Origin of the sequence: Azospirillum sp. TSH64, assembly GCF_003116035.1 — a bacterium.
In the GTDB taxonomy this organism is placed as follows: Bacteria; Pseudomonadota; Alphaproteobacteria; order Azospirillales; family Azospirillaceae; genus Azospirillum.
In genome coordinates this window covers 6,561,635-6,581,618 of sequence record NZ_LGQW01000015.1, presented here as the reverse complement: position 1 = coordinate 6,581,618, position 19,984 = coordinate 6,561,635, and the positions used below count along the sequence as shown (strand labels likewise).

General features: G+C 68.6%; 17 protein-coding genes. 9 read left to right on the top strand and 8 right to left on the bottom strand.

All coding sequences use genetic code 11. From position 1 onward, the window contains the following. Positions 1-65: 65 nt before the first annotated feature. A complete protein-coding gene (locus TSH64_RS31060; protein WP_109450973.1) occupies positions 66-1,346 on the top strand; it encodes an FAD-binding oxidoreductase in 1,281 nt (426 codons plus the stop codon). 66 nt (positions 1,347-1,412) lie between these two features. Beyond that, the gene (locus TSH64_RS31055; protein ID WP_109450971.1) at positions 1,413-2,477 is read left to right on the top strand and encodes a hypothetical protein; all 1,065 of its coding nucleotides are present in this window, start codon (positions 1,413-1,415) and stop codon (positions 2,475-2,477) included. Positions 2,478-2,507: 30 nt separating this feature from the next. Here the strand turns inward: TSH64_RS31055 and smc are convergent, their stop codons facing one another. The 3 genes from smc to TSH64_RS31040 form a co-directional block, all read right to left on the bottom strand. Continuing rightward, positions 2,508-5,969: a chromosome segregation protein SMC gene (smc, locus tag TSH64_RS31050; protein ID WP_109450970.1), complete on the bottom strand. Its 3,462-nt coding sequence runs from the start codon at positions 5,967-5,969 to the stop codon at positions 2,508-2,510. A gap of 80 nt (positions 5,970-6,049) precedes the next feature. After that, on the bottom strand, positions 6,050-6,697 hold the full coding sequence (locus TSH64_RS31045; RefSeq protein WP_247873244.1) for a DsbA family protein: 648 nt from the start codon (positions 6,695-6,697) through the stop codon (positions 6,050-6,052). Between the two features lie 80 nt (positions 6,698-6,777). Next, positions 6,778-7,251 carry a DciA family protein gene (locus TSH64_RS31040; protein WP_109047699.1) on the bottom strand — a complete coding sequence of 158 codons (474 nt, stop codon included), beginning with the start codon at positions 7,249-7,251 and terminating at the stop codon, positions 6,778-6,780. A 208-nt stretch (positions 7,252-7,459) separates the two neighbouring features. Between TSH64_RS31040 and mutY the strand changes: the two genes are divergently transcribed. The 6 genes from mutY to TSH64_RS31010 all read left to right on the top strand — a co-directional run bounded on the left by mutY (position 7,460) and on the right by TSH64_RS31010 (position 12,459). After that, positions 7,460-8,518, top strand: coding sequence for an A/G-specific adenine glycosylase (mutY, locus tag TSH64_RS31035; protein WP_109450969.1), 1,059 nt, complete (start codon positions 7,460-7,462; stop codon positions 8,516-8,518). A 33-nt stretch (positions 8,519-8,551) separates the two neighbouring features. Beyond that, the gene (locus tag TSH64_RS31030; RefSeq protein ID WP_109450967.1) at positions 8,552-9,268 is read left to right on the top strand and encodes a DUF1194 domain-containing protein; all 717 of its coding nucleotides are present in this window, start codon (positions 8,552-8,554) and stop codon (positions 9,266-9,268) included. Positions 9,269-9,301: 33 nt separating this feature from the next. Then, complete coding sequence (locus tag TSH64_RS31025; protein WP_109450966.1) at positions 9,302-10,441, top strand: FAD-dependent oxidoreductase; 1,140 nt, start codon at positions 9,302-9,304, stop codon at positions 10,439-10,441. Between the two features lie 95 nt (positions 10,442-10,536). Beyond that, positions 10,537-11,007: a hypothetical protein gene (locus TSH64_RS31020; protein ID WP_109450964.1), complete on the top strand. Its 471-nt coding sequence runs from the start codon at positions 10,537-10,539 to the stop codon at positions 11,005-11,007. Positions 11,008-11,163: 156 nt separating this feature from the next. After that, complete coding sequence (locus TSH64_RS31015) at positions 11,164-11,871, top strand: OmpW family outer membrane protein (protein ID WP_247873243.1); 708 nt, start codon at positions 11,164-11,166, stop codon at positions 11,869-11,871. 153 nt (positions 11,872-12,024) lie between these two features. Beyond that, positions 12,025-12,459: a CBS domain-containing protein gene (locus TSH64_RS31010; protein WP_109450960.1), complete on the top strand. Its 435-nt coding sequence runs from the start codon at positions 12,025-12,027 to the stop codon at positions 12,457-12,459. 82 nt (positions 12,460-12,541) lie between these two features. Here the strand turns inward: TSH64_RS31010 and TSH64_RS31005 are convergent, their stop codons facing one another. The 5 genes from TSH64_RS31005 to TSH64_RS30985 form a co-directional block, all read right to left on the bottom strand. Then, positions 12,542-13,195, bottom strand: coding sequence for a response regulator transcription factor (locus TSH64_RS31005; protein WP_109450959.1), 654 nt, complete (start codon positions 13,193-13,195; stop codon positions 12,542-12,544). Between the two features lie 391 nt (positions 13,196-13,586). Then, positions 13,587-15,377, bottom strand: a complete 1,791-nt coding sequence (locus TSH64_RS31000) for an acyl-CoA dehydrogenase C-terminal domain-containing protein (protein ID WP_109450957.1) — start codon at positions 15,375-15,377, stop codon at positions 13,587-13,589. A 16-nt stretch (positions 15,378-15,393) separates the two neighbouring features. Beyond that, complete coding sequence (locus TSH64_RS30995) at positions 15,394-17,730, bottom strand: 3-hydroxyacyl-CoA dehydrogenase/enoyl-CoA hydratase family protein (RefSeq protein ID WP_109450956.1); 2,337 nt, start codon at positions 17,728-17,730, stop codon at positions 15,394-15,396. A 26-nt stretch (positions 17,731-17,756) separates the two neighbouring features. Then, positions 17,757-18,893 (bottom strand): thiolase family protein, encoded by a 1,137-nt coding sequence (locus TSH64_RS30990; protein WP_109450954.1) that lies wholly within the window; start codon positions 18,891-18,893, stop codon positions 17,757-17,759. Beyond that, on the bottom strand, positions 18,890-19,381 hold the full coding sequence (locus TSH64_RS30985; RefSeq protein ID WP_247873242.1) for a MerR family DNA-binding transcriptional regulator: 492 nt from the start codon (positions 19,379-19,381) through the stop codon (positions 18,890-18,892). The genes TSH64_RS30990 and TSH64_RS30985 overlap by 4 nt, the downstream gene beginning before the upstream one ends. 365 nt (positions 19,382-19,746) lie before the next feature. Between TSH64_RS30985 and TSH64_RS30980 the strand changes: the two genes are divergently transcribed. Then, positions 19,747-19,935 carry a hypothetical protein gene (locus tag TSH64_RS30980; RefSeq protein WP_109450953.1) on the top strand — a complete coding sequence of 63 codons (189 nt, stop codon included), beginning with the start codon at positions 19,747-19,749 and terminating at the stop codon, positions 19,933-19,935. Positions 19,936-19,984 lie beyond the last annotated feature (49 nt).

Genomic DNA, 19,984 nt, shown 5'->3' with positions numbered 1-19,984 from the left:
GACGGTTCGGTGAAATATCCGCCTTTCCGTTGACCTCCCCCGTCGGCTCGGACTTAACTGCGGCCATGCCGAAAGCCTCCTACCTGAACAGCTGGTACGCGGCCTCCGCCGCCCCCCGCATCGACCGCCCGGCCCTGGAGGGCGAGGCCGCCTGCGACGTCTGCATCGTCGGCGGCGGCTACACCGGACTGACCGCGGCGCTGGAACTGGCGGAGCGCGGCTTCGACGTCGTTCTGCTGGAAGCGGAAAGTTGCGGCTGGGGGGCTTCGGGCCGCAACGGCGGACAGATCATCACCGGCTACAACAAGCCGATGGCGACCGTCGAGGGCTGGGTCGGCAAGGAGGATGCCCGCCGCCTATGGGAGTTCGGCGAGGAGGCGAAGGCCCAGCTGGCCGGGCGGGTGGAGCGCCACGCCATCGCCTGCGACCTGACCTGGGGCTTCGCCTATGCAGCACTGAAGTCGCGCCACATGCAGGACGTGGCGGCGCTGGAACAGGAGATGCGCGACGGGTACGGCTATGACCGGGTGCAGCGGCTGGACCGCGCCGGCATCCGTGCCCATGTCGGCAGCGACGCCTATATCGGCGGCCTGCTGGACGGGGGCAGCGGCCATCTGCACCCGCTGAACTACGCGCTGGGCCTCGCCCGCGCCGCCGATGCCGCCGGGGTTCGCATCTTCGAGAACAGCCGCGTGCTGGCCATGGACAGCGGGGCGAAGCCCTGGGTCCGCACCGAACGCGGGCGGGTGACGGCCAAGCACCTGATCCTCGCCGGCAACGCCTATCTCGGCGGGCTGGCCCCGGCGCTGGACCGCACCATCATGCCGGTCGCGACCTACATGATCGCCACCGAACCGCTGGGCGAGGAGCGGGCACGGACCCTGCTGCCGACCAACATCGCGGTGTCGGACATGAAGTTCTCGCTGGATTACTTCCGCCGCTCCGCCGACCACCGGCTGCTGTTCGGCGGCGGCGTCAGCTATTCCGGAGTGGACGGTCCGGGTCTGAAACAGGCGATGCGGCTGAAGATGCTGGCGATCTATCCGGATCTGAAGGACGCCCGCGTCGAGTATTTCTGGGGGGGACGGGTCGCCATCACCATGAACCGCATGCCGCATCTGGGCCGGCTGTCGCCCACCACGCTCTATGCCCACGGCTATTCCGGCCATGGCGTGGCGCTGGCCGGCATGGCCGGGCGGCTGATGGCGGAGACGGTGAGCGGCACCGCCGGGCGCTTCGACGTGTTCGCCCGCATCCCCCACACCCCCTTCCCCGGCGGGCGGCGCTTCCGCACCCCGGCGCTGGTCCTCGCAATGATGTGGTTCCGTCTGCGTGATCTGCTGTAGGCTGGGGAAGCAATCCATGGCCTCCACGCATCCACCTCCGTCCCCCGCCGAGTACCGCCCCCACCCATGACCGACATCTCCAGCAGCGACGAGACTCCCCCCTCTTCGGATACCGCACCGGGCAAGGACGCCGCCCTGGACGCTGCCCCAGACGCCGCCATCGCCGAGAAGGCGGCGCAGGAGAATGTCCTGGTCCAGCCGATGCGGGACACGCATTTCGACTTCCAGCACAAGGTCTTCAGCCTGCCCGGCGCCTTCTTCTGCCAGGATCCGAACAGCAAGGATCCCGTGCTGAACATGCTGCTGGGCGACCTGAAGGTGGCGCTGGCCTTCCCCACCCTGATGGAGTCCTTCCAGATCGAGGACGGCACCCACGACGCCCGCCTTCTGGAGGTCATCGAACAGGGGCTGGCCTTCGTGAAGCAGATCCGGCCGGGCGAGGAAATCCCCGGCGAGCTGCTGGACGGCCGCGCCTCCTGGTCGGTGGAGGACAAGCACCGCATCGCCGCCAAGGGGCGGCTGACCATGCAGATCGTCTCGTCCTTTACCGGCAATGAGATCATCGTTTCCGACCAGTCGCAGCTGGAACAGCTGCTGGACGACCCGCAGACGCAGGAGAAGATGAAGGCGGCCTTCGCCAAGATCGCCGAGCGGCTGAAACTGACCAACAACCCCGAACAGTACCTGACCGACCGCATCGACGATCTGGCGCAGGAGCTGTCCTACATCGAGGCGCTGCGCGACCGCTTCCGGCACATCCGCCGCATCGAGCAGGCGATGGGCAAGCTCGCCACCATCTACCGCACCGACCGCACCTTCTGCAGCGAACTGAACCGGATGCAGGGGCTGATCCGCAAGCCGGTGCGCGAATACGACATGATTTTCGATCAGGCCGACGCCCAGACCGGCGACATCGTCGGCGCGCTGCGCAATTTCCACCCCACCATCCAGTTCATCCGCAAGATCCGCGACGATCTGCGCGCCAAGCTCTTGGAGTGGGAAGACCTGCTGCGCGGCTGGGACGACATCTCGATGGAGCGCTCCCCCAAGGTGGAGGCGTTGCAGAAGCAGACCTACCGGTTCCTGGCGAGCCGCTACATCGAGACGACGGTGTGGAAGCGGGGGGGATGAGCGCGGAAGGCCACCGCCGCCCCCTTCCCGTCACGCCACCCCGCGAAGCTCCTCCGCCCTGCTCAGATCGACGCTGACCAGCTGCGACACGCCCCGCTCCACCATCGTCACGCCGAACAGGCGGTCGACGCGGGCCATGGTCAGGCGGTGGTGGGTGATGATCAGGAAGCGGGTGTCGCCCTGCCGAGCGATGTCCTCGACCAGATCGCAGAAGCGGCCGACATTGGCCTCGTCCAGCGGGGCGTCCACCTCGTCCAGCACGCAGATCGGCGCCGGGTTGGACCGGAAAACGGCGAACAGCAGCGACAAGGCCGTCAGCGCCTGCTCGCCGCCCGACAGCAGCGAGAGGACCTGCAACTTCTTGCCCGGCGGGCTGGCGTAGATCTCCAGCCCGGCATTCAGCGGGTCCTCGGCGTTGACCAGCTCCAGATAGGCCTTGCCGCCGCCGAACAGGCGGGTGAACAGCTCTTGGAAGTCGCGGTTGACCACGTCGAAGCTGGCGACCAGACGTTCGCGCGCCTCGCGGTTGAGGCTGGCGATGCCCTGGCGCAGGCGGGCAATGGCGGCGGTCAGATCCTCGCGCTCGCCGTTCAGGCCGCCGATCTGGGCCTCCAGTTCCTCCGCCTCGATCTCGGCGCGCAGATTGACCGGCCCCATGTTCTCGCGCTCGCGCGTCAGCTTGTCGAGCCGCGCTTCCACCGCGCCCGCATCAGGCATCGGTTCGGCAGGGTCGAGGTCGGCGGCGGCACGGGTGTCCTCCGGCCGGCAGTCCAGACGTTCGGCGATGCGCTCCGTCAGGGTGCGCTCCTGCTGGAGCGCCGCGGAGACCGCGGCTTCGGCGCGGGCGCGCGCCTCACGCCCATCGGCCAGCGCCGCTTCGGCATCGTGCAGCGCCTGCTCGGTCGCGGCCAGACGGGATTCGGCCTCCGTCAGTGCTTCGGCGGCGCGCTTGCGGTCGCGCTCGGCCAGGGCGATGCGGTCGAGAAGCTCCTGGCGCTCCGCCGCGATCTCCACCGGTCGGTCGGCCAGCAGGGCGATCTCGCCGTCGGCCTCCGCGGCGCGCTGGCGCAGCTCGGCGACGCGGCCTCCGGCCCCGGCGGAGCGGGTGTCCCAGGACGCGGTTTCCGACTGGATGGCGGCAAGGCGCTGGCGCCGGGCCTGAGCCTCGCGGGTCAGCCGGTCCAGCGCATTCTGCCGCTCGGCCAGGACGGCGCGGCGCTCGGCCAGGGCGGTGCGCCGGTCGTTGACCTGCTCGCGCCCTTCGCGCGGGTCGGGCAACTGCTCCAGCAGGTCCAGCACCTCGTCGCGGCGGGCGGCGGCCTCGCCCTCCTCGGCGGCGAGCCGTTCCACCGCCTCCGCCAGCGCGGCGAGGCGGGTGGATGCGGCGTCGGCCTCGCGCGCCAGCTTGGCATGGCGGTCGCGGGCGGCGTTCAGCGCGGCGAAGCCGTCGCGCACGGCGTCACGGGCGCGGCGGTCGGCCTGGGCCGCCTCCTCGACCGTCCGCTTGGCGGCGTCCAACGCCTCGCGCGCCAGCTCGACCTGTTCCTCGGCAAGCTCCAGCTCGCCGCGCAGTTCGGCCAGCCGGTTGCGCTGCTTCAGGCGGATGGCGGCGGCAGTCGGGGCGCCGGCCTGCACGGTCAGCCCGTCCCAGCGCCACGCCCCGCCGTCGCGGCTGACCAGCACCTGCCCGGGCGCCAGCGTCGCCGCCAAAGCCGCACCCTGGGCGGCGTCGGCGACCACCGCGATGTGGGCGAGCGCGCGGCCGGCGGCAGGCGGGCCCTGCACATGGTTCGACAGCGGCACGGCACCGGCCGGCAGCGGTGCTGCCGCCTCATAGGCGGGAAGCATGCGCCAATGCACCGGGGCCGCCGTGTCGAGCGGCGCGGTCAGCGCGTCGCCCAGCGCGGCGGCCAGCGCCCCCTCATAGCCGGGCGACACCGTCACCGCATCGACCAGCGGCGGGAACTGCCCGCCGGCACCGGCTTCCAGCAGTTCGGCCAGCGCGCGTTCCTCGGCCCGCAGCCGGGCGCGGGCGCTGTCGGCGGCGGAGAGAGCCTCGCGGGCGCGGGACTGGGCCGGCTCGGCCTCCGCCTTCGCCAGTTCGGCGGCCTCGGCGGCGTCGCGGGCCTGCTCCAGCCGCTGGTCAGCCAGTTCGACCGCCAGTTCTGCCTCCGACAGGTCGGCGCGGGCGGCGATCTCCGCCTCCAGTGCGGCGCGCTGGGCCTGCTGCTCGGCCAACCGCTTGGCGAGGCCGGCGGCGCGGGTCTCCAGTTCGGCGGCCTGACGCTGGGTGGCGGCGCGCCGGGCCTCGTCGGTGGCGACCGCCTCGGTCAGCCGGGTCAGCTCGCGGTCGAGCGCATCGACCTGCTCGCGCGCTTCGGCCAGAGCCTCGCCGGCGGCTTCCTCCAGCATCTCCTCGTCGGCCTGCGCCTCGATCAGCCGGTCGCGCTCGGCCATCAGCCGGGCCAGCGCCTCGCCGGCATCGGCGGCCAGCGCCTCCTCGCGCCCGAGGTCGCCGGCGATCTGGCGCAGCCGCGCCTCCAGGGCGCGCTGCTGGTCGGCGACGCGCTTCTCCTCGGCGTCCAGTTGTTCGCGGGCGATCACCAACCGTTGCAGGGCGGAGGCGGCCCGCGCCTCGTCCTGGCGCTTCTCGGGCAGGCCGGCGGCGGCCTCGGTCCGGCGGGCGGCCAGTTGGTTGACGGCCAGCATGCGGTCGCGCACCTCGGCCTCGGCGGCTGCGAAGGCGGCATGGGCGCGGGCGCGCTCTTCCTGGGCGGCGAGCCAGCGCAGGTGCCACAGCACCGCCTCCGCCTTGCGGATCTGGTCGGACAGGTTGCGGTAGCGGGATGTCTGCCGCGCCTGCTTCTTCAGGCTTTGCAGCTGGGTATCCATCGCCCCGATCACGTCGTCGAGACGGGTCAGGTTGGTCTCCGCCGCCTTCAACCGCAGCTCGGCCTCATGCCGGCGGGAATGCAGGCCGGTGATGCCGGCGGCCTCCTCCAGCAGGGCGCGGCGGTCCTGCGGCTTGGCGGAGATGATCTGCGCCACCTTGCCCTGGCTGACCAGTGCCGGCGACGCGGCGCCCGACGCATTGTCGGCGAACAGAAGCTGGACATCGCGCGCCCGCACCAGCTTGCCGTTGATGCGGTAGTCGGACCCGGACCCGCGCTCGATCCGGCGGGTGATCTCAAGCTCGTCATGTTCGTTGAAGCCGGCGGGTGCCGTGCGCGACCGGTTGTCGACCGCCAGCGTCACCTCGCCCAGATTGCGCGCCGGCCGGCTGGAGGTGCCGCCGAAGATGACGTCGTCCATGTCGTCGCCGCGCATGCGCTTGGCCGAGGTCTCGCCCATCACCCAGCGCAGCGCCTCCACCAGATTGGACTTGCCGCAGCCGTTGGGACCGACGATGCCGGTCATGCCGGGTTCGATGACCAGGTCGGTGGCATCGACGAAAGACTTGAAGCCCGACAGGCGGAGACGCGTGAACTGCACTGGGATAAGAACCTTCGGTGTACCGGGCTTGGATGAGGTGCCGCATCCGGGGCCGAGCTGGCCCCGAACACGGCCACCTCTTACTTCAGCAGCTTGTCGATCGCCTTGGAGAATTCCTCGAACGACTGGGCGCCTTCGATGCGCGCCTTGCCGTCGTTCAGGATGAAGGTCGGGGTCGCCTCGACCTTGTACTGGTTCTGGCCGGTCAGGCGGCTGTTCAGGATGGCGTCGGCCAGCTCCTTGTTGGCGAGGCAGGCGTCGATGGTCTCCTGGCTCATGCCGGCCAGCTTGCCGTACTGGCCCAGCGCCTTGGCCGGGTCGGACGCGCGGCTCCAGGTCGCCTGGCTCTTGAACAGCACGTCGGTCAGCGGATAGTAGCGCTCGGCCGGGGCGCAGTGGGCCAGCATGCTGGCGCTCAGCGCCGCCTGATCGAAGGGGAAGTCGCGGAAGATCAGCTTCACCTTGCCGGTGTCGATGTAGGCTTCCTTGATCTTCGGCAGGATGTCGGTGTGGAAATGAGCGCAGTGCGGGCAGGTCATCGACGAATAGTCGAGGATCGTCACCGGCGCCTTCGGATCGCCCATCACGCGGTCGGCCATCAGCTCCGACACCGGCGGCAGGGTGGCCGCGGCCTGTGCCGCCGACGGCGCCGCGGTCATCGCGGTGCCGAACGCGGCGGTGAAGCCAATGGCCAGAAGACCGGCGATTCCCAGAATTTTGCGGTTCACTTTGCCCTCGTTCCTACCAGATGTTGACGTATAGACAATGACGCACCGCTGCGTCCAGCAGGGTGCGTCCAGCAGGCCGGTTAGCGCGCAGCCCGCTTCGGCCGGGCCATCAGAGAGCGGCCGAAGCGTTCCAGCGTGGCGCGCAGCTCCTCGTCCTCGATGGTCGCCGTGGTGGTGGTGATGCCGATCTCCTCGTCCATCGTCAGGGCGCGCGGGCGCACCACCGGCGACGGCGTGGACGGCAGGGCCGCGTGGATCAGCTTGATCTTCGCCACCGCCCGATAGCCGAAGAAGCTGTTGATGCGCTCGATGATCTGCGGTTCCAGATGCTGCAACTCCAGCGCGATGGCGCCCATCGCGCGGATGTGCAGGGTCGCCTCCTCCCGCTTGCCGCGGGGAAAGCTGAGCTTGTCGGGCGCGGTGCGCAGCGACAGCTGCTGGCCGACGATGGACGGCCAGTCGGTGATCAGCGCACCGAAGGCAAGCCCGCGCTTGCCCAGCACCTTGCCGGCGACCTCCGGAACGGATTGGCCGATGCGACGCGGTCCGCTCATGCTCTGCGATCACTCCTGTGCGGCCCCGGCCTTGGCGACCGGTTCCGGGTCATGTGGGTTGGCGGCACCCTAGCGCAAGCGTGGGCCGATGCCCAGCGCCCGGCCAGCGGGGTTGGGCCGGGGATTGGCCGAACACCCGGACGGACGCTTGGACGGGCACCTGCCCACTCCCTTCCCCAGACGCTCCGAACCCTCTATTTCTTCCATCATGATTCCAGATTCCATCGAGGCCGCCCGGCGGCTGCTGTCCTGGTACGACCGCCACCGCCGCGACCTGCCCTGGCGCGCCAAGCCGGGGGAGACCGCCGATCCCTACCGGGTCTGGCTGTCGGAGATCATGCTGCAGCAGACGACCGTCCCCGCCGCGGCACCCTATTTCCGCAACTTCACCGAACGCTGGCCGACCGTGCGCGATCTGGCGGACTCGCCGCTCGACGACCTGCTGGTCGCCTGGGCGGGGCTCGGCTACTACGCGCGGGCGCGCAACCTGCACAAATGCGCCCGCGCGGTGGTGGACCTTCATGGCGGGCGGTTCCCGGGCAACGAGGCGGAATTGCTGGAGCTGCCGGGCATCGGCGCCTACACCGCCGCGGCGATCACCGCCATCGCCTTCGGCCGCAAGGCGACCGTGGTGGACGGCAATGTCGAGCGGGTGATCGCCCGCATCTTCGCGGTGGAGGAGCCGCTGCCCAATGCCAAGCCGACGCTGCGCCGGCTGGCCGCCACCCTGACGCCGGACGTCCGGCCCGGCGACTACGCCCAGGCGATGATGGATCTGGGCGCCACCATCTGCACGCCGCGCAAGCCGAAATGCATGCTGTGCCCATGGGCGGACTATTGCGAGGCGCGCGCCGCCGGCATCGCCGAAACCCTGCCGCGCAAGGTCGCCAAGGCGGAGAAGCCGACCCGGCGCGGCGTCGCCTATTGGCTGCTGAACCCCGACGGCTCCGTCCTGCTGCGCCGCCGGGCGGAGGAAGGGCTGCTGGGCGGCATGGCGGAGGTGCCGTCCACATCCTGGGGGCCGGAGCTGCCCGGCGAGGCGGCGGTGGCGGCGCAGCAGCCCCTGCCCGCCCGCTGGCGCCGGCTGCCCGGCATGGTCCGCCATACATTCACCCATTTTCACCTGGAGCTTGAGGTGGTCGTCGGCCAAGCCGGTGCCGACTGGCATCTGGCCGACGGCAATTGGGTGCCGGTGGACCGGCTGGGCGATCACGCCCTGCCGTCGGTGATGGTGAAGGTGGTGCGCCACGCCCTCTCGCATGCCTGAGCGGGGCTGACGCCTGAGGGAGTGCCGATGGGAATGCCGCGTGCCGTGATCGCCCTTCTGGTCGCCCTGCTCGGCCTGTGCGGAGCGGCGCTTGCCGCCCCGCCCGGCGGGACGGAGGGAAAGGCGGGGGTGGCGCTGGTCCTGGCGCTCGACGGATCGGCCTCGATCACCACCGGCGATCTGGAATTCCAGCTGCAGGGCCATGCCGCCGCCTTCCGCGATCCGGCGGTTGCCGACGCGCTGGCCTCGGCCGGGGCGCGGGTGACGCTGGCGGCCTATTCCGGGCCGAACAGCCTGCGCGTGCTGATACCCTGGACCGCGCTGGACAAGCCGGAGGATGCCGGCCGCTTCGCCGACCGCATCGACGCCCTGCCCCGCGGCTTCCAAGGCGACTCGACGGCCATCGGCAGCGCCCTCGTCGAGGCGGCGAAATTGTTCGACCGGGGAGGCAAGGCGCCGCGGCAGGTGATCGATCTGGTGTCCAACGGGTTTTCCAATGCCGGGATCGAACCGGCCGAGGCGCGCGACCGGGTGACGAAGCGCGGAATCACCGTCAACGGCCTCGCCATCCTCGACGAATTCCCCTGGCTGGAGGAGTATTTCGAGGAATCGGTGATCGGCGGACCGGGCAGCTTCGTGAAGAGCGCCATGGACAAGGACAGCTTCGTCGCGGCATTGCGGCAGAAACTGATCCTTGAAATGGTCGCCCTGCCGGATCAAATGCCGAACCAAAGCGTCGCCGCAAGATAGGCGGCCGATAACAAAGCGAGAGGAGCGGGACCGTTGGAGCGCGTCGATTTCCTGGTGATCGGGGCCGGCATTGCCGGCGCATCCGCGGCCTACGAGCTGGCCGCACAGGGCCGGGTGCTGGTGCTGGAGCGCGAATCGCAGCCCGGCTATCACTCGACCGGCCGCTCGGCGGCGCTCTACACCCAGACCTACGGCCCGGCGCCGATCCGCGCGCTGACGGTGGCCAGTTGGGACTTCTACACCGCCCCGCCCGCCGGCTTCGCCGACCATGCGATGCTGACCCCACGCGGTGTCCTCATCGTCGGACGCGAGACCGAGATCGACCGGCTGGACGCGGAATACGACCAGGGCCGCAGCCTGACGCCGTCGGTGGAACGCTACGACCGCGAGCAGGTGCTGGCCCGTGCGCCCTTCCTGCGCCCGGACTATGTCGCCGGCGGCGTGTGGGAGCCGGATGCCCGCGACATCGACGTGCATGCGCTCCACCAGGGCTATCTGCGCGGGCTGAAGGCGCGCGGCGGCCGGGTGGTGACAGATGCCGAGGTGCGGACGCTCACCCGGCAGGACGGGCTGTGGGTGGCGGAGACCGGGGCCGGCAGCTTTGCCGCACCGGTGGTGGTGAACGCCGCCGGAGCCTGGGCGGACGAGCTGGCGAAGCTGGCCGGCGTCGCCACCGTCGGTCTGGTGCCGAAGCGGCGCACCGCCATCACTTTCGATCCGGTCTTCGAGACTCCGGCCGACAAGACCGGGCTGGACGGCTGGCCGATGGTGTCGGACGTGGCCGAGACCTTCTACGTCAAGCCGGATGCCGGCCGCCTGCTGGCCTCCCCCGCCGACCAGACGCCGATCGAGCCCTGCGACGTGCAGCCGGAAGACATCGACGTCGCCATCACGGTGGACCGGCTGGAACAAGCCGCGCGCTTTTCCGTTCGCAGATTGGCCCATCGCTGGGCCGGCCTGCGCAGCTTCGTCGCCGACAAGGTGCCGGTGGTGGGCTTCGCGCCGGATGCGGAGGGGTTCTTCTGGCTGGCCGGCCAGGGCGGCTACGGCATCCAGACGGCGCCGGCCATGGGCCGGGTGGCGGCCGGGCTGGCCACCGGACGCGGCCTGCCGGAGGATGTGCGGGCGCTGGGCGTGACCGAGCAGGATCTGTCGCCGGCCAGGAAGCGCTGAAAAGGAAATCGGATCGCCCGTCAGGGCGCAGGAGGCGTGCGATGCGTGTGCGTCGGTCGGTTGTGCGTCGGTCGGTTGTGCGTCGATTGGGGACGATGAGCGGGCGTGCCCTTGCCGTGGCGGCGCTGGCCGCCACCGGAGCGCTCGCCGGCTGCGCCAACCCTGCGGCGGACGAGGCGCTGGTGGCGCAGACCGCCCTGGTCGGCATGCCGAAGGAAACGCTGCTGTCCTGCGCCGGGGTGCCGGAACGCCAGGCCAGCGTCGACAACCGCGAGTTCTTCACCTACCGCAGTTCCCGCCTCGTCTCCTACCCAAGCCCGCCGCCAGTGGGGTATTATGGCGGATGGGGTTGGCCTTATTACGGCTATGGCGCCGGCTGGCCGTCCTATGGCTATGAAGTCAACAGCTTCGACTGTGAAGCAACCTTCAGTTTGAGAAATGGCGTTGTCGAGCGCGTCGTGTATGGCGGTGCCACCGGCGGTTCGGCGCGACTTGGTCAATGCTACGCCATCGTCCAGAACTGCATGGCGCTGGTTCCGCAACGGACAATCAAACCAACTCCTTGACTGGCTTGTCCATGCGACAACTCGTCACTGTTGCATAGCTGCTGCATCAGGAGAGGAAGGGTTGTAGCCCCTCTAGTACCCGTACTCGGTGTCTGGTAATAGCTCCATCGGCTGATGCCACAGAACAGCAACAACGCATTGCCTGGAGCAGACCCCATGACCATCCTGTCGCGCGCCGCCGCCGCCCTGCTGGCGACCTCGGCCCTCGTCGCCATCGCCTCCCCGTCGCTCGCTCAGGACTTCAAGGGTAAGTCGGCCGGCGACATCGTCGTCCGTGCGCGCGGCCTGGCCGTGCTGCCTCAGGAAAAGGGCACGATCAACAACACCACGCTGGGTGACGTCGGCTCGGCCAAGGTCGGCAACGACTACATTCCGGAAGTCGATTTCACCTACTTCTTCACCGACAACATCGCCGCCGAGCTGATCGCCGGCACCAGCCGCCACCGCGTGAAGGGCAACCTGATCGCCGCCGCCGGTGGCGTCACCGAGATCGGCAAGGTCTCGCTGCTGCCGCCGACCCTGACCGTGCAGTACCACTTCATGCCGAAGGAGCGCGTCAGCCCGTATGTCGGCGCCGGCATCAACTACACCCTGTTCTACAACGAGGATGCGGCCGAGAGCCCCAACGCCGGCGGCCTGCGCATCACCGACACCAACTACAAGAACCGCTTCGGCTGGGCCTTGCAGGCCGGTGTCGACGTTGCCCTGACTGGCAACTGGTCGCTGAACTTCGACGTCAAGAAGGTCTTCCTGAAGACCGACGTGACCGCCAACGCCCGCCTGGGCACCGCCGTCCTGCCGGTCACCTCGAAGGTCACGCTGGACCCGTGGCTGGTCGGCGTCGGCGTCGGCTACCGCTTCTAAGACCGGGTTTCGGGACCGGTCCCGGGCATCCGAAGGGCCGCCTCCCCCATTTGGGGGAGGCGGCCTTTTTTCTTTTTACCGTCAGCCTTGCGGATTGTACGGTCATTCCCATGATTCCGATATAGGGGTCATCGGAAGGGAGGCCGTACCGCCATGCATGTTGCAGCCGTTTTGAAGCGCAAGGGCAACAGGATCGTTTCCGCCGCACCGGACGACAGCGTTGCCGCCGTCACCCGCCTGCTGACCGAGCATCGGATCGGCGCCGTGCTGGTGATCGATGACGATGGACAGCCGGTCGGCATTCTGTCGGAACGCGACGTCGTGCGGGCGATCGCCCGCAACGGTGCCGCGGCTTTGGACGGCCCGGCCGCCAACCTGATGACGCGCGAGCTGATCACCGCCGCCCCGACCGACACCGTCGCCGACATGATGGCGGTGATGACCGAACGGCGCATCCGCCATGTGCCCATCGTCGAGGCCGGCCGGGTGATCGGCGTCATCAGCATCGGCGACGTGGTGAAGGCCCGCATCGACGATGCCGAGTTGGAGGTCGAGTCGCTGCGCGGCTACGTCGCCGGCATGGGCTGACCCGACTCCCGCAGCCTGAATAGCAAACGCCCCGCCGGATCGCTCCGGCGGGGCGTTTGCTTTTTGCTCGGAAAGAGCGGCGTCAGGCCGAGTGCGACTGCGGGAAGGCCATCGCCGCCTGGGTGCGGTTGCGCACGCCCAGAGACTTGAAGATCGCCGTCATGTGGATCTTCACCGTGCCTTCGGACAGGCCCAGCTCATGGGCGATCTGCTTGTTCGACTTGCCTTCGCGCAGACGGTCCAGCACCTCGCGCTGGCGCTGGGTCAGCAGCTGTTCCAGCTGCGGATCGGTCGGCGGAATGACCGAGCCGCCGCCACGCTGGTCGGGCTCGTTCCCTTCGCGCAGAACCGTCGCCGGCACATAGACGCCGCCGGAGAAGATCAGGTCGAGCGCGCTCAGCATGATCTTCACGCTGGACGATTTCGGGATATAGCCGGCGGCACCGTTTTCCAGCGCCTCGCGCACGTCGGATTGCGCTTCGGACGCGGAGATCACCACGACCTTCGCGTTCGGCTGCCGGTCACGCAGCATGCCGATGCCGGAAAAGCCGGGCCATCCCGGCATGCGCAGGTCGGTCAGGACGAGGTCATAAGCCTCGTCCTTCGATGCCGCCATGTCCAGAAGCTCATCGAAATTGCTTGCCTCCGCAAAGGTGGCATTATCTCGAAGCTGCTCAAGCAGACGGCGAAGACCTTCCCGAAACAGGACGTGATCATCACCGATCAGGATCTTCATCGCTCAAACTCCTGAACCATGCTGCCCCTCCAAAAGACGCCCAAAGGGCTTGAGAAAAGGAGGGGGTTGTCGCCACCCGCATATTCCCTAAAATCCAAAGGATATAGCAGGCACCGGCCGAACGTAATCTCTGTTGAGATGTAACACGCAGGGACGATGACCGACAACCGGAAATTAACTTTTGTCACCGCTCCGATGGCCTAGGGGACAGAGGCTGCACTTCCCAGCAGTGATATTTCCAAAGAGCTATGACAATTTTAGGCCAATGTGCGAATGCGCCGCTGGATCTGTCGGAAAAGAAAAAAACCGGTCCGGCGCCATGTTACGGCACCGGACCGGTTTTAAAGAGTCACAGTCCGGAGAACAATCGGACCAAGGATCGCGCCGTTCGTCAGAAGGCGGCGTCTTCCAGTTCCATCAGCGGCTTGGCGCCGGCGGCGATGGTGATGAACAGGCTGTTGGTCTGCGGCAGCAGCTTGGCCATAAAGAAGCGCGCGGTCTTGATCTTGGCCTCATAGAAGGCGGCATTGCCCTCCCCGGCTTCGAGCTTGGCCTGCGCCTTCTCCACCATGGTCAGCCAGGTCCAGCCCAGCGCCACCAGCCCGAACAGGCGCAGATAGTCGCTGGCGGCGGCACCGGCCTCCTCCGGATCCTTCAGGCCCTTCTGGGCGATCAGGGCGGTGGCCTGCTGGAGCTTGGCAAAGGCCTTGGCCAGCGGCATCACGAACTCGCCCAGCTCGTCCCTCTCCATCGCCGCCTCGATGTCGCGGCCGACGGGGTGGAAGAAGTGGCGGAGCAGACGGCCGATGTCCTGCGGCAGCTTGCGGCCGACGAGGTCGAGCGCCTGGATGCCGTTGGTGCCCTCATAGATCTGGCAGATGCGGGCGTCGCGGACATACTGCTCGACGCCGGTTTCCCAGATGAAGCCGTGGCCGCCATGGACCTGCACGGCGATGTTGGCCGACTCGAAACCGATGTCGGTGAAGAGCGCCTTGACGATCGGCGTCATCAGCTGGACGAACTCGTCGGCATCCCGCCGGGTGCGCTCGTCGGGATGCTTCTCCGCCACGTCGAGCTTGTAGGCGGTCAGTGCGCCGAGCGCACGCGCCCCTTCGGTGAAGGCGCGGGCGGTCAGCAGGTTCCGGCGCACGTCGGGATGGACGATGATCGGGTCGGCCGGCTTGTCCGGTGCCTTCACCCCTGACAGCGAGCGGCCCTGGAGCCGTTCGCGGGCATAGTTGACGGCGTTCTGGTAGGACACCTCGGCCAGACCCAGCCCCTGGATGCCCACGGCCAGACGGGCCGCGTTCATCATCACGAACATGGCGCGCATGCCCTTGTGCGGCTCGCCGACCAGCCAGCCGGTGGCGTCCTCGAAGTTCATGACGCAGGTCGACGACGCCTTGATGCCCATCTTGTGCTCGATGGAACCGCATGCGACACCGTTGCGCGCCCCCGGCTTCCCGTCGGCGTCGGGCATGAACTTCGGCACCAGGAACAGGCTGATGCCGCGGGTTCCGGCCGGCGCGTCGGGCAGGCGGGCCAGCACCAGATGCAGGATGTTCTCGGTCAGGTCATGCTCGCCGGCCGAGATGAAGATCTTGGTGCCGGTGATCTTGTAGGCACCCTCACCGTCCGGCACCGCCTTGGTGCGGATGATGCCGAGGTCGGTGCCGCAATGCGGCTCGGTCAGGCACATGGTGCCGGACCAGGTGCCGTCGACCAGCTTGGGCAGGAAGCGCTGCTTCAGCTCGTCCGAGCCGTACATCGCCAGCGCGTTGTAGGCGCCGAGCGACAGGCCGGGATACATGCCGAAGCTGAGGTTGGCGGAGCAGATGAACTCCTCCAGCATGGTGTTGACCAGCTTCGGCAGCCCCTGCCCGCCATAGGCCGGGTCGCAGGCCAGCCCCTGCCAGCCGGCCTCGATGTAGGTGCTGTAGGCTTCCTTGAAGCCCTTGGGCGTGCGGACCTCGCCATTCTCGAAATGGCAGCCCTCGCCGTCGCCGGACTGGTTCAGCGGGAACAGCACCTCCTCGCACAGCTTGGCGCCTTCCTCCAGCACCTGGCCGACGAGTTCCGGCGTGGCGTCCTCATAGCCCGGCAGGGCCGACAGCTTGTCCAGCCCGACGATCTCGTCCAGGACGAAGCGCACATCCTCAAGCGGAGCCTTGTAGATCGGCATCTCTCGTTCCTCCCCCTCAGTTCCGCAGCGGCTTGCCGGTGAGCAGCATGTGCTCGATCCGGTCGATGGTGCCGCCGGTGCGCACCAGACCCATGAACGCCTCGCGCTCCAGCCGCAGGATGTGGTCCTCGCCGACCGGCTTGGAGATGTCGGCCTCCTCGCCGCCGCTCAGCACCTCGGCCAGGGCGGCGCAAACCACCTTGTCATGCGGCGTGACCTTGCCCTGCAGGGCGAAGCCTTCCACCGCCAGTTCCATCGCCGCCTTGGCGCTGGGGCCGGGCAGGACGTAGCTGGCGGTCTTCTCCGGCGCGGTGTAGTCCGCCGCCAGTTCCAGCGCCTTGGCCTTGGCGTCGGCCAGCAGCCGGTCGCGGTTCATGGTGATGCCGTCGGTGGCGCGGAAATACAGCAGTTCCTTGGCCTCGGCCGCCGACTTGGCGACGGTGGCGGTGCTGATGATCTCGAAGGCCTTGGCGATGCCGGGCATCGGTCCGCGCGGTGCCTTCGGGTTGGCCTGATGGCGGGCCAGCATCTCGGTGCAGCCGCCCCAGGCCGGGATCAGCCCGACGCCGACCTCGACGAGGCCGACATAGGTCTCGGCATGGGCCTGGACATGGTCGGAATGCAGCAGGATCTCGCAGCCGCCGCCCAATGCCATGCCGCTGGGGGCCGCCACCACCGGGAAGGGCGCGTATTTCAGCGCGCGGTAGGTGCGCTGGCCGCCCTCCACCATCTCTTCGATCTGCGGCCACAGGCCGATGTTCAGCGCGAACAGGGCGAGGCCCAGATTGGCGCCGACCGAGAAATTGTCGGCCTCGTTGTGGATGACCAGCGCCTTCCAGTCGCCTTTCCCGTCGCCGATCAGGCGCATCGCCTTCTCGTAGGCGGCCATGATGTCGGCATCGACGGCGTTCATCTTGCTGGTGAACTCGACGCACAGCACGCCGTCGCCGATGTCCCACAGGCTGGCCGAGCCGTTCTTCCACACCGGCTTGCCGGCGGCGCGCTTGATGTCGGACAGCAGCAGCACGCCGTCCGGGCGCACCACCGTGTCATAGACGCCGGCCGTGGTCAGGTGCTGGAGCTTGCCGCCCTCCACCCGGTAGAAGGGACGGCCGGCGGCGGTCTCGACCAGCGCCGGGACCGGAATGCCTTCCGAGCGGCACAGCTCGGCGAACCAGCCGGTGCCCAGCCGGTCGATCAGCTCGAACGGGCCCTGCTTCCAGTTGTAGCCGAGCCGCATGCCCTCATCGACGGCGACGATGCTGTCGGCGATCTCCGGCACCAGGCTGGCGGCATAGGCCAGCGTCTGGGCCAGGACGCGGCGGGCGAAGAGGCCACCCTTGTCCGGATGCTCGCACAGCTTGCGCAGGTCGCGGCCTGCGGAGGACACGCTGTCCAGCCGGGCCTTCTCCGACGGGGCATATTCGCCGGTCTGGAGGTCGACCGACTCCTTCACCTTGCCGCCGCCGGCCTTGTTGATGCGGTAGAAGCCGCCCTTGCCCTTGCGGCCGGTATAACCGTCGGCGATCATCTTCGTGATGACCGGGTGCTCGCGCATCTGGCCGCGATAGGCGTCGTTGGCCGGCAGGGTCGCCGACATGCTCTTGGCGATGTGCGGCATCAGGTCGAGCCCGACCAGATCCATCAGGCCGAAGATGCCGGTCTTGGGGATGCCCATCGGACGGCCGCCGACGGCGTCCGCCTCCTCCACCGTCAGCCCCAGATCGACCGCGGCATTCACCGCCGCCTGGATCCAGAAGACGCCGATGCGGTTGGCGATGAAGCCCGGCGTGTCCTTGCAATGGACGACGCCCTTGCCGAGACGGCGGTCGCAGACATCGGCGATGGCGGCCAGCGCATCGGCGCGCGTGTCGGCGCCGCCGACGATCTCCAGCAGCCGCATGTAGCGCGGCGGGTTGAAGAAGTGGGTGATCAGGAAGTCCTTGGCGAACTGCTCGCTCTGCCCCTCCGTCAGCACCGCCAGCGGAATGGTGGAGGTGTTGGACGACACCACCGAGCCCGCCTTGCGCACCGGGTCGATGCGCTTATAGAGGTCGGCCTTGATCGCCGGGTTCTCGACGATGGCCTCGACGATCCAGTCGACGTCGGCCAGCAGGGTCAGGTCATCCTCAAGATTGCCGGGCGTGATCAGCCTGGCGTTCCTGGGATGCATGAAGGGGGCCGGATCGGTCTTCAGCATCTTTGCCACTGCACCCTTGGCGATGGCGCTGCGGTCGCCCTCCTTCGCCGGGATGTCGAGCAGGACGCAGGGGATGCCGGCGTTGGCGAAATGGGCGGCAATGCCGGCACCCATCACGCCCGCACCGATCACGGCGGCGCGTTCGATCTTCATGGTCGTTTCCTCCCCGATCCCGTTCGTCAGACCGCTTCCAGGATGGTGGCGATGCCCTGGCCGCCGCCGATGCACTGGGTCGCCAGCGCGAACTGCTTGCCTTCGCGCTTCAGCAGGGCCGCGGCCTTGCCGGTGATGCGGGCGCCGGTGGCCCCCAGCGGATGGCCGAGCGCCAGCGCGCCGCCGTCCGGGTTGATGCGGGACGGGTCGATGTCGAGGTCGCGCATGCAGGCGATGGCCTGGGACGAGAAGGCCTCGTTGATCTCGATGATGTCGATGTCGTTGATCGACAGGCCGGCGCGGGCCAGCGCCTTGCGGGTGGCCGGGACCGGACCCAGCCCCATCAGTTCCGGCGCGCAGCCGGCGACGGCGACCGAGCGGATCTTCGCCAGGATCGGCAGCCCGTGGGCGCGGGCATACTCCTCCGTCGTCACCAGCACGACCGACGCGCCGTCGGTCAGCGGCGAGGAGGTGCCGGCGGTCACGGTGCCGTCGGCGGTGAAGGCCGGCTTCAGGCCCGCCAGGCTGTCGGCGTTGGTGCCGGGACGGATGCAGCCGTCCTTGTCGACCAGACCGGCCGGGGTCTGGATGCCGACGATCTCATCGGCCAGGCGACCGGCGGCTTGCGCCTCCGCGGCCTTGGCGTGGGAGGCGACGGCGAGCGCCTCCTGCTCGGCGCGGGAGATGGCGTATTTGCGGGCGACATTCTCCGCTGTGATGCCCATCGAACAGTAGGCTTCCGGATAGGACTCCTTCAGCGCCGGGTTCGGCATCGGGTTGAAGCCCATGATCGGCACGCGGGTCATCGATTCGACGCCGCCGCAGACGAAGACCTCGCCGGCGCCCATCTGGATGGCGCCTGCCGCCTGGTGGATCGACTGCATGGAGGAGCCGCAATAGCGGTTCACCGTGGTGGCCGCCGCGGTCTGCGGCAGCTTGGCCAGGAAGGAGATGCTGCGGGCGACGTTCAGCCCCTGCTCGCCCTCGGGGAAGGAGCAGCCGACGATGACGTCCTCGACGTCCTCGGTCTTCAGGCCGGTGCGCTCGACCAGCGCCGCGATGACGCGGGCCAGCAGATCGTCGGGGCGGACCTTGGTCAGCTCGCCCTTGTGGGCGAAGGCGAAGGGCGAACGGGCATAACCGGCGATGACGACCGACTTCATGAGTGCTTCTCCTCCATGTCCTGCGTCTCCGTGATGCCGTTGCGGCTGAGATGCTCGGAGATCTGGGTGTCGATGGTGCACAGCTCCGCCAGCGTCTGTTCGACGTCGGCAAGCTGCTGTTCAAGTGCGGAAATCCGGCGGCGCGCGATGGAGCGCATGTAGCGCATCTGCTCGATCTGGGCGTCGTCGGTGTCGTAGAGGTTCAGGAAATCCTTGATCTCGGCCAGGCTGAAGCCCAGCCGCTTGCCCCGGCAGATCAGCGCCAGCCGGGCGCGGTCGCGGTGGCCGTAGACACGGGTGCCCCCAGGGGCGGTGCCGATCCGCTCCGGCGACAGCAGCCCTTCATCCTCGTAATGGCGGATGGTGCGGTGGGTCAGACCGAACTCCCCGGCCAGTTCGCCGATGGCGAGCCTGGGGCCGGACAGGCAGCCATCGCCGTCACCCTCCCCCGCCTCCATCGCGCCGTTGCCGAACGAAAGCCGATCCACTCCGCCTGCTCCCTTCCTTGACGTTTACGTAAAGGTAAGGTCGATGCCGCTTGCTGTCAACAGACTTGTTGACCATGCCAACCAGTTGGCAGGCCAGCAGGCCGGAGGCACGGATCGGCGCCTTGGGACGGCGACAGTTCAGTCCCTAACGGGTGCGGCGCGCCCGCACAGTGACAGGATGCCACGCCCCGCCGATGACGGCGGCTGTGGCAGGCTTCGCGGTGAATGCACGCCTCCTCGCCGTTGCCCACACTCGGATGTGGGAAGCGGGGGCGGCGAATAACAGACGGCCGCAAGGCCGTGACGGGTTCAGGGCGGGTTTTGAAGTTTTCGGGCGGATCAGGACAGGGGACAGGAGACAACCCATGTCGGCGCGCGCCATCGTATCGTTGGGCGTCTGGATACTGGCCATGGTGCTGATCGGCACCATGACCGTCGGCCTCGCATTGGCCTTCTACCTGATGCTGACCCTGGCATTCGCCGTGGTGGTGGCGGGCCTGACCCTCCTCGCCCGGCGGCGGGAGAGCCACCGGGGCGAACAGAGCTACCTTTAGACGTCGTCAACTCGGTTGGGGGCGCCGGTGCCGGCGCCCCCTCCGCTTG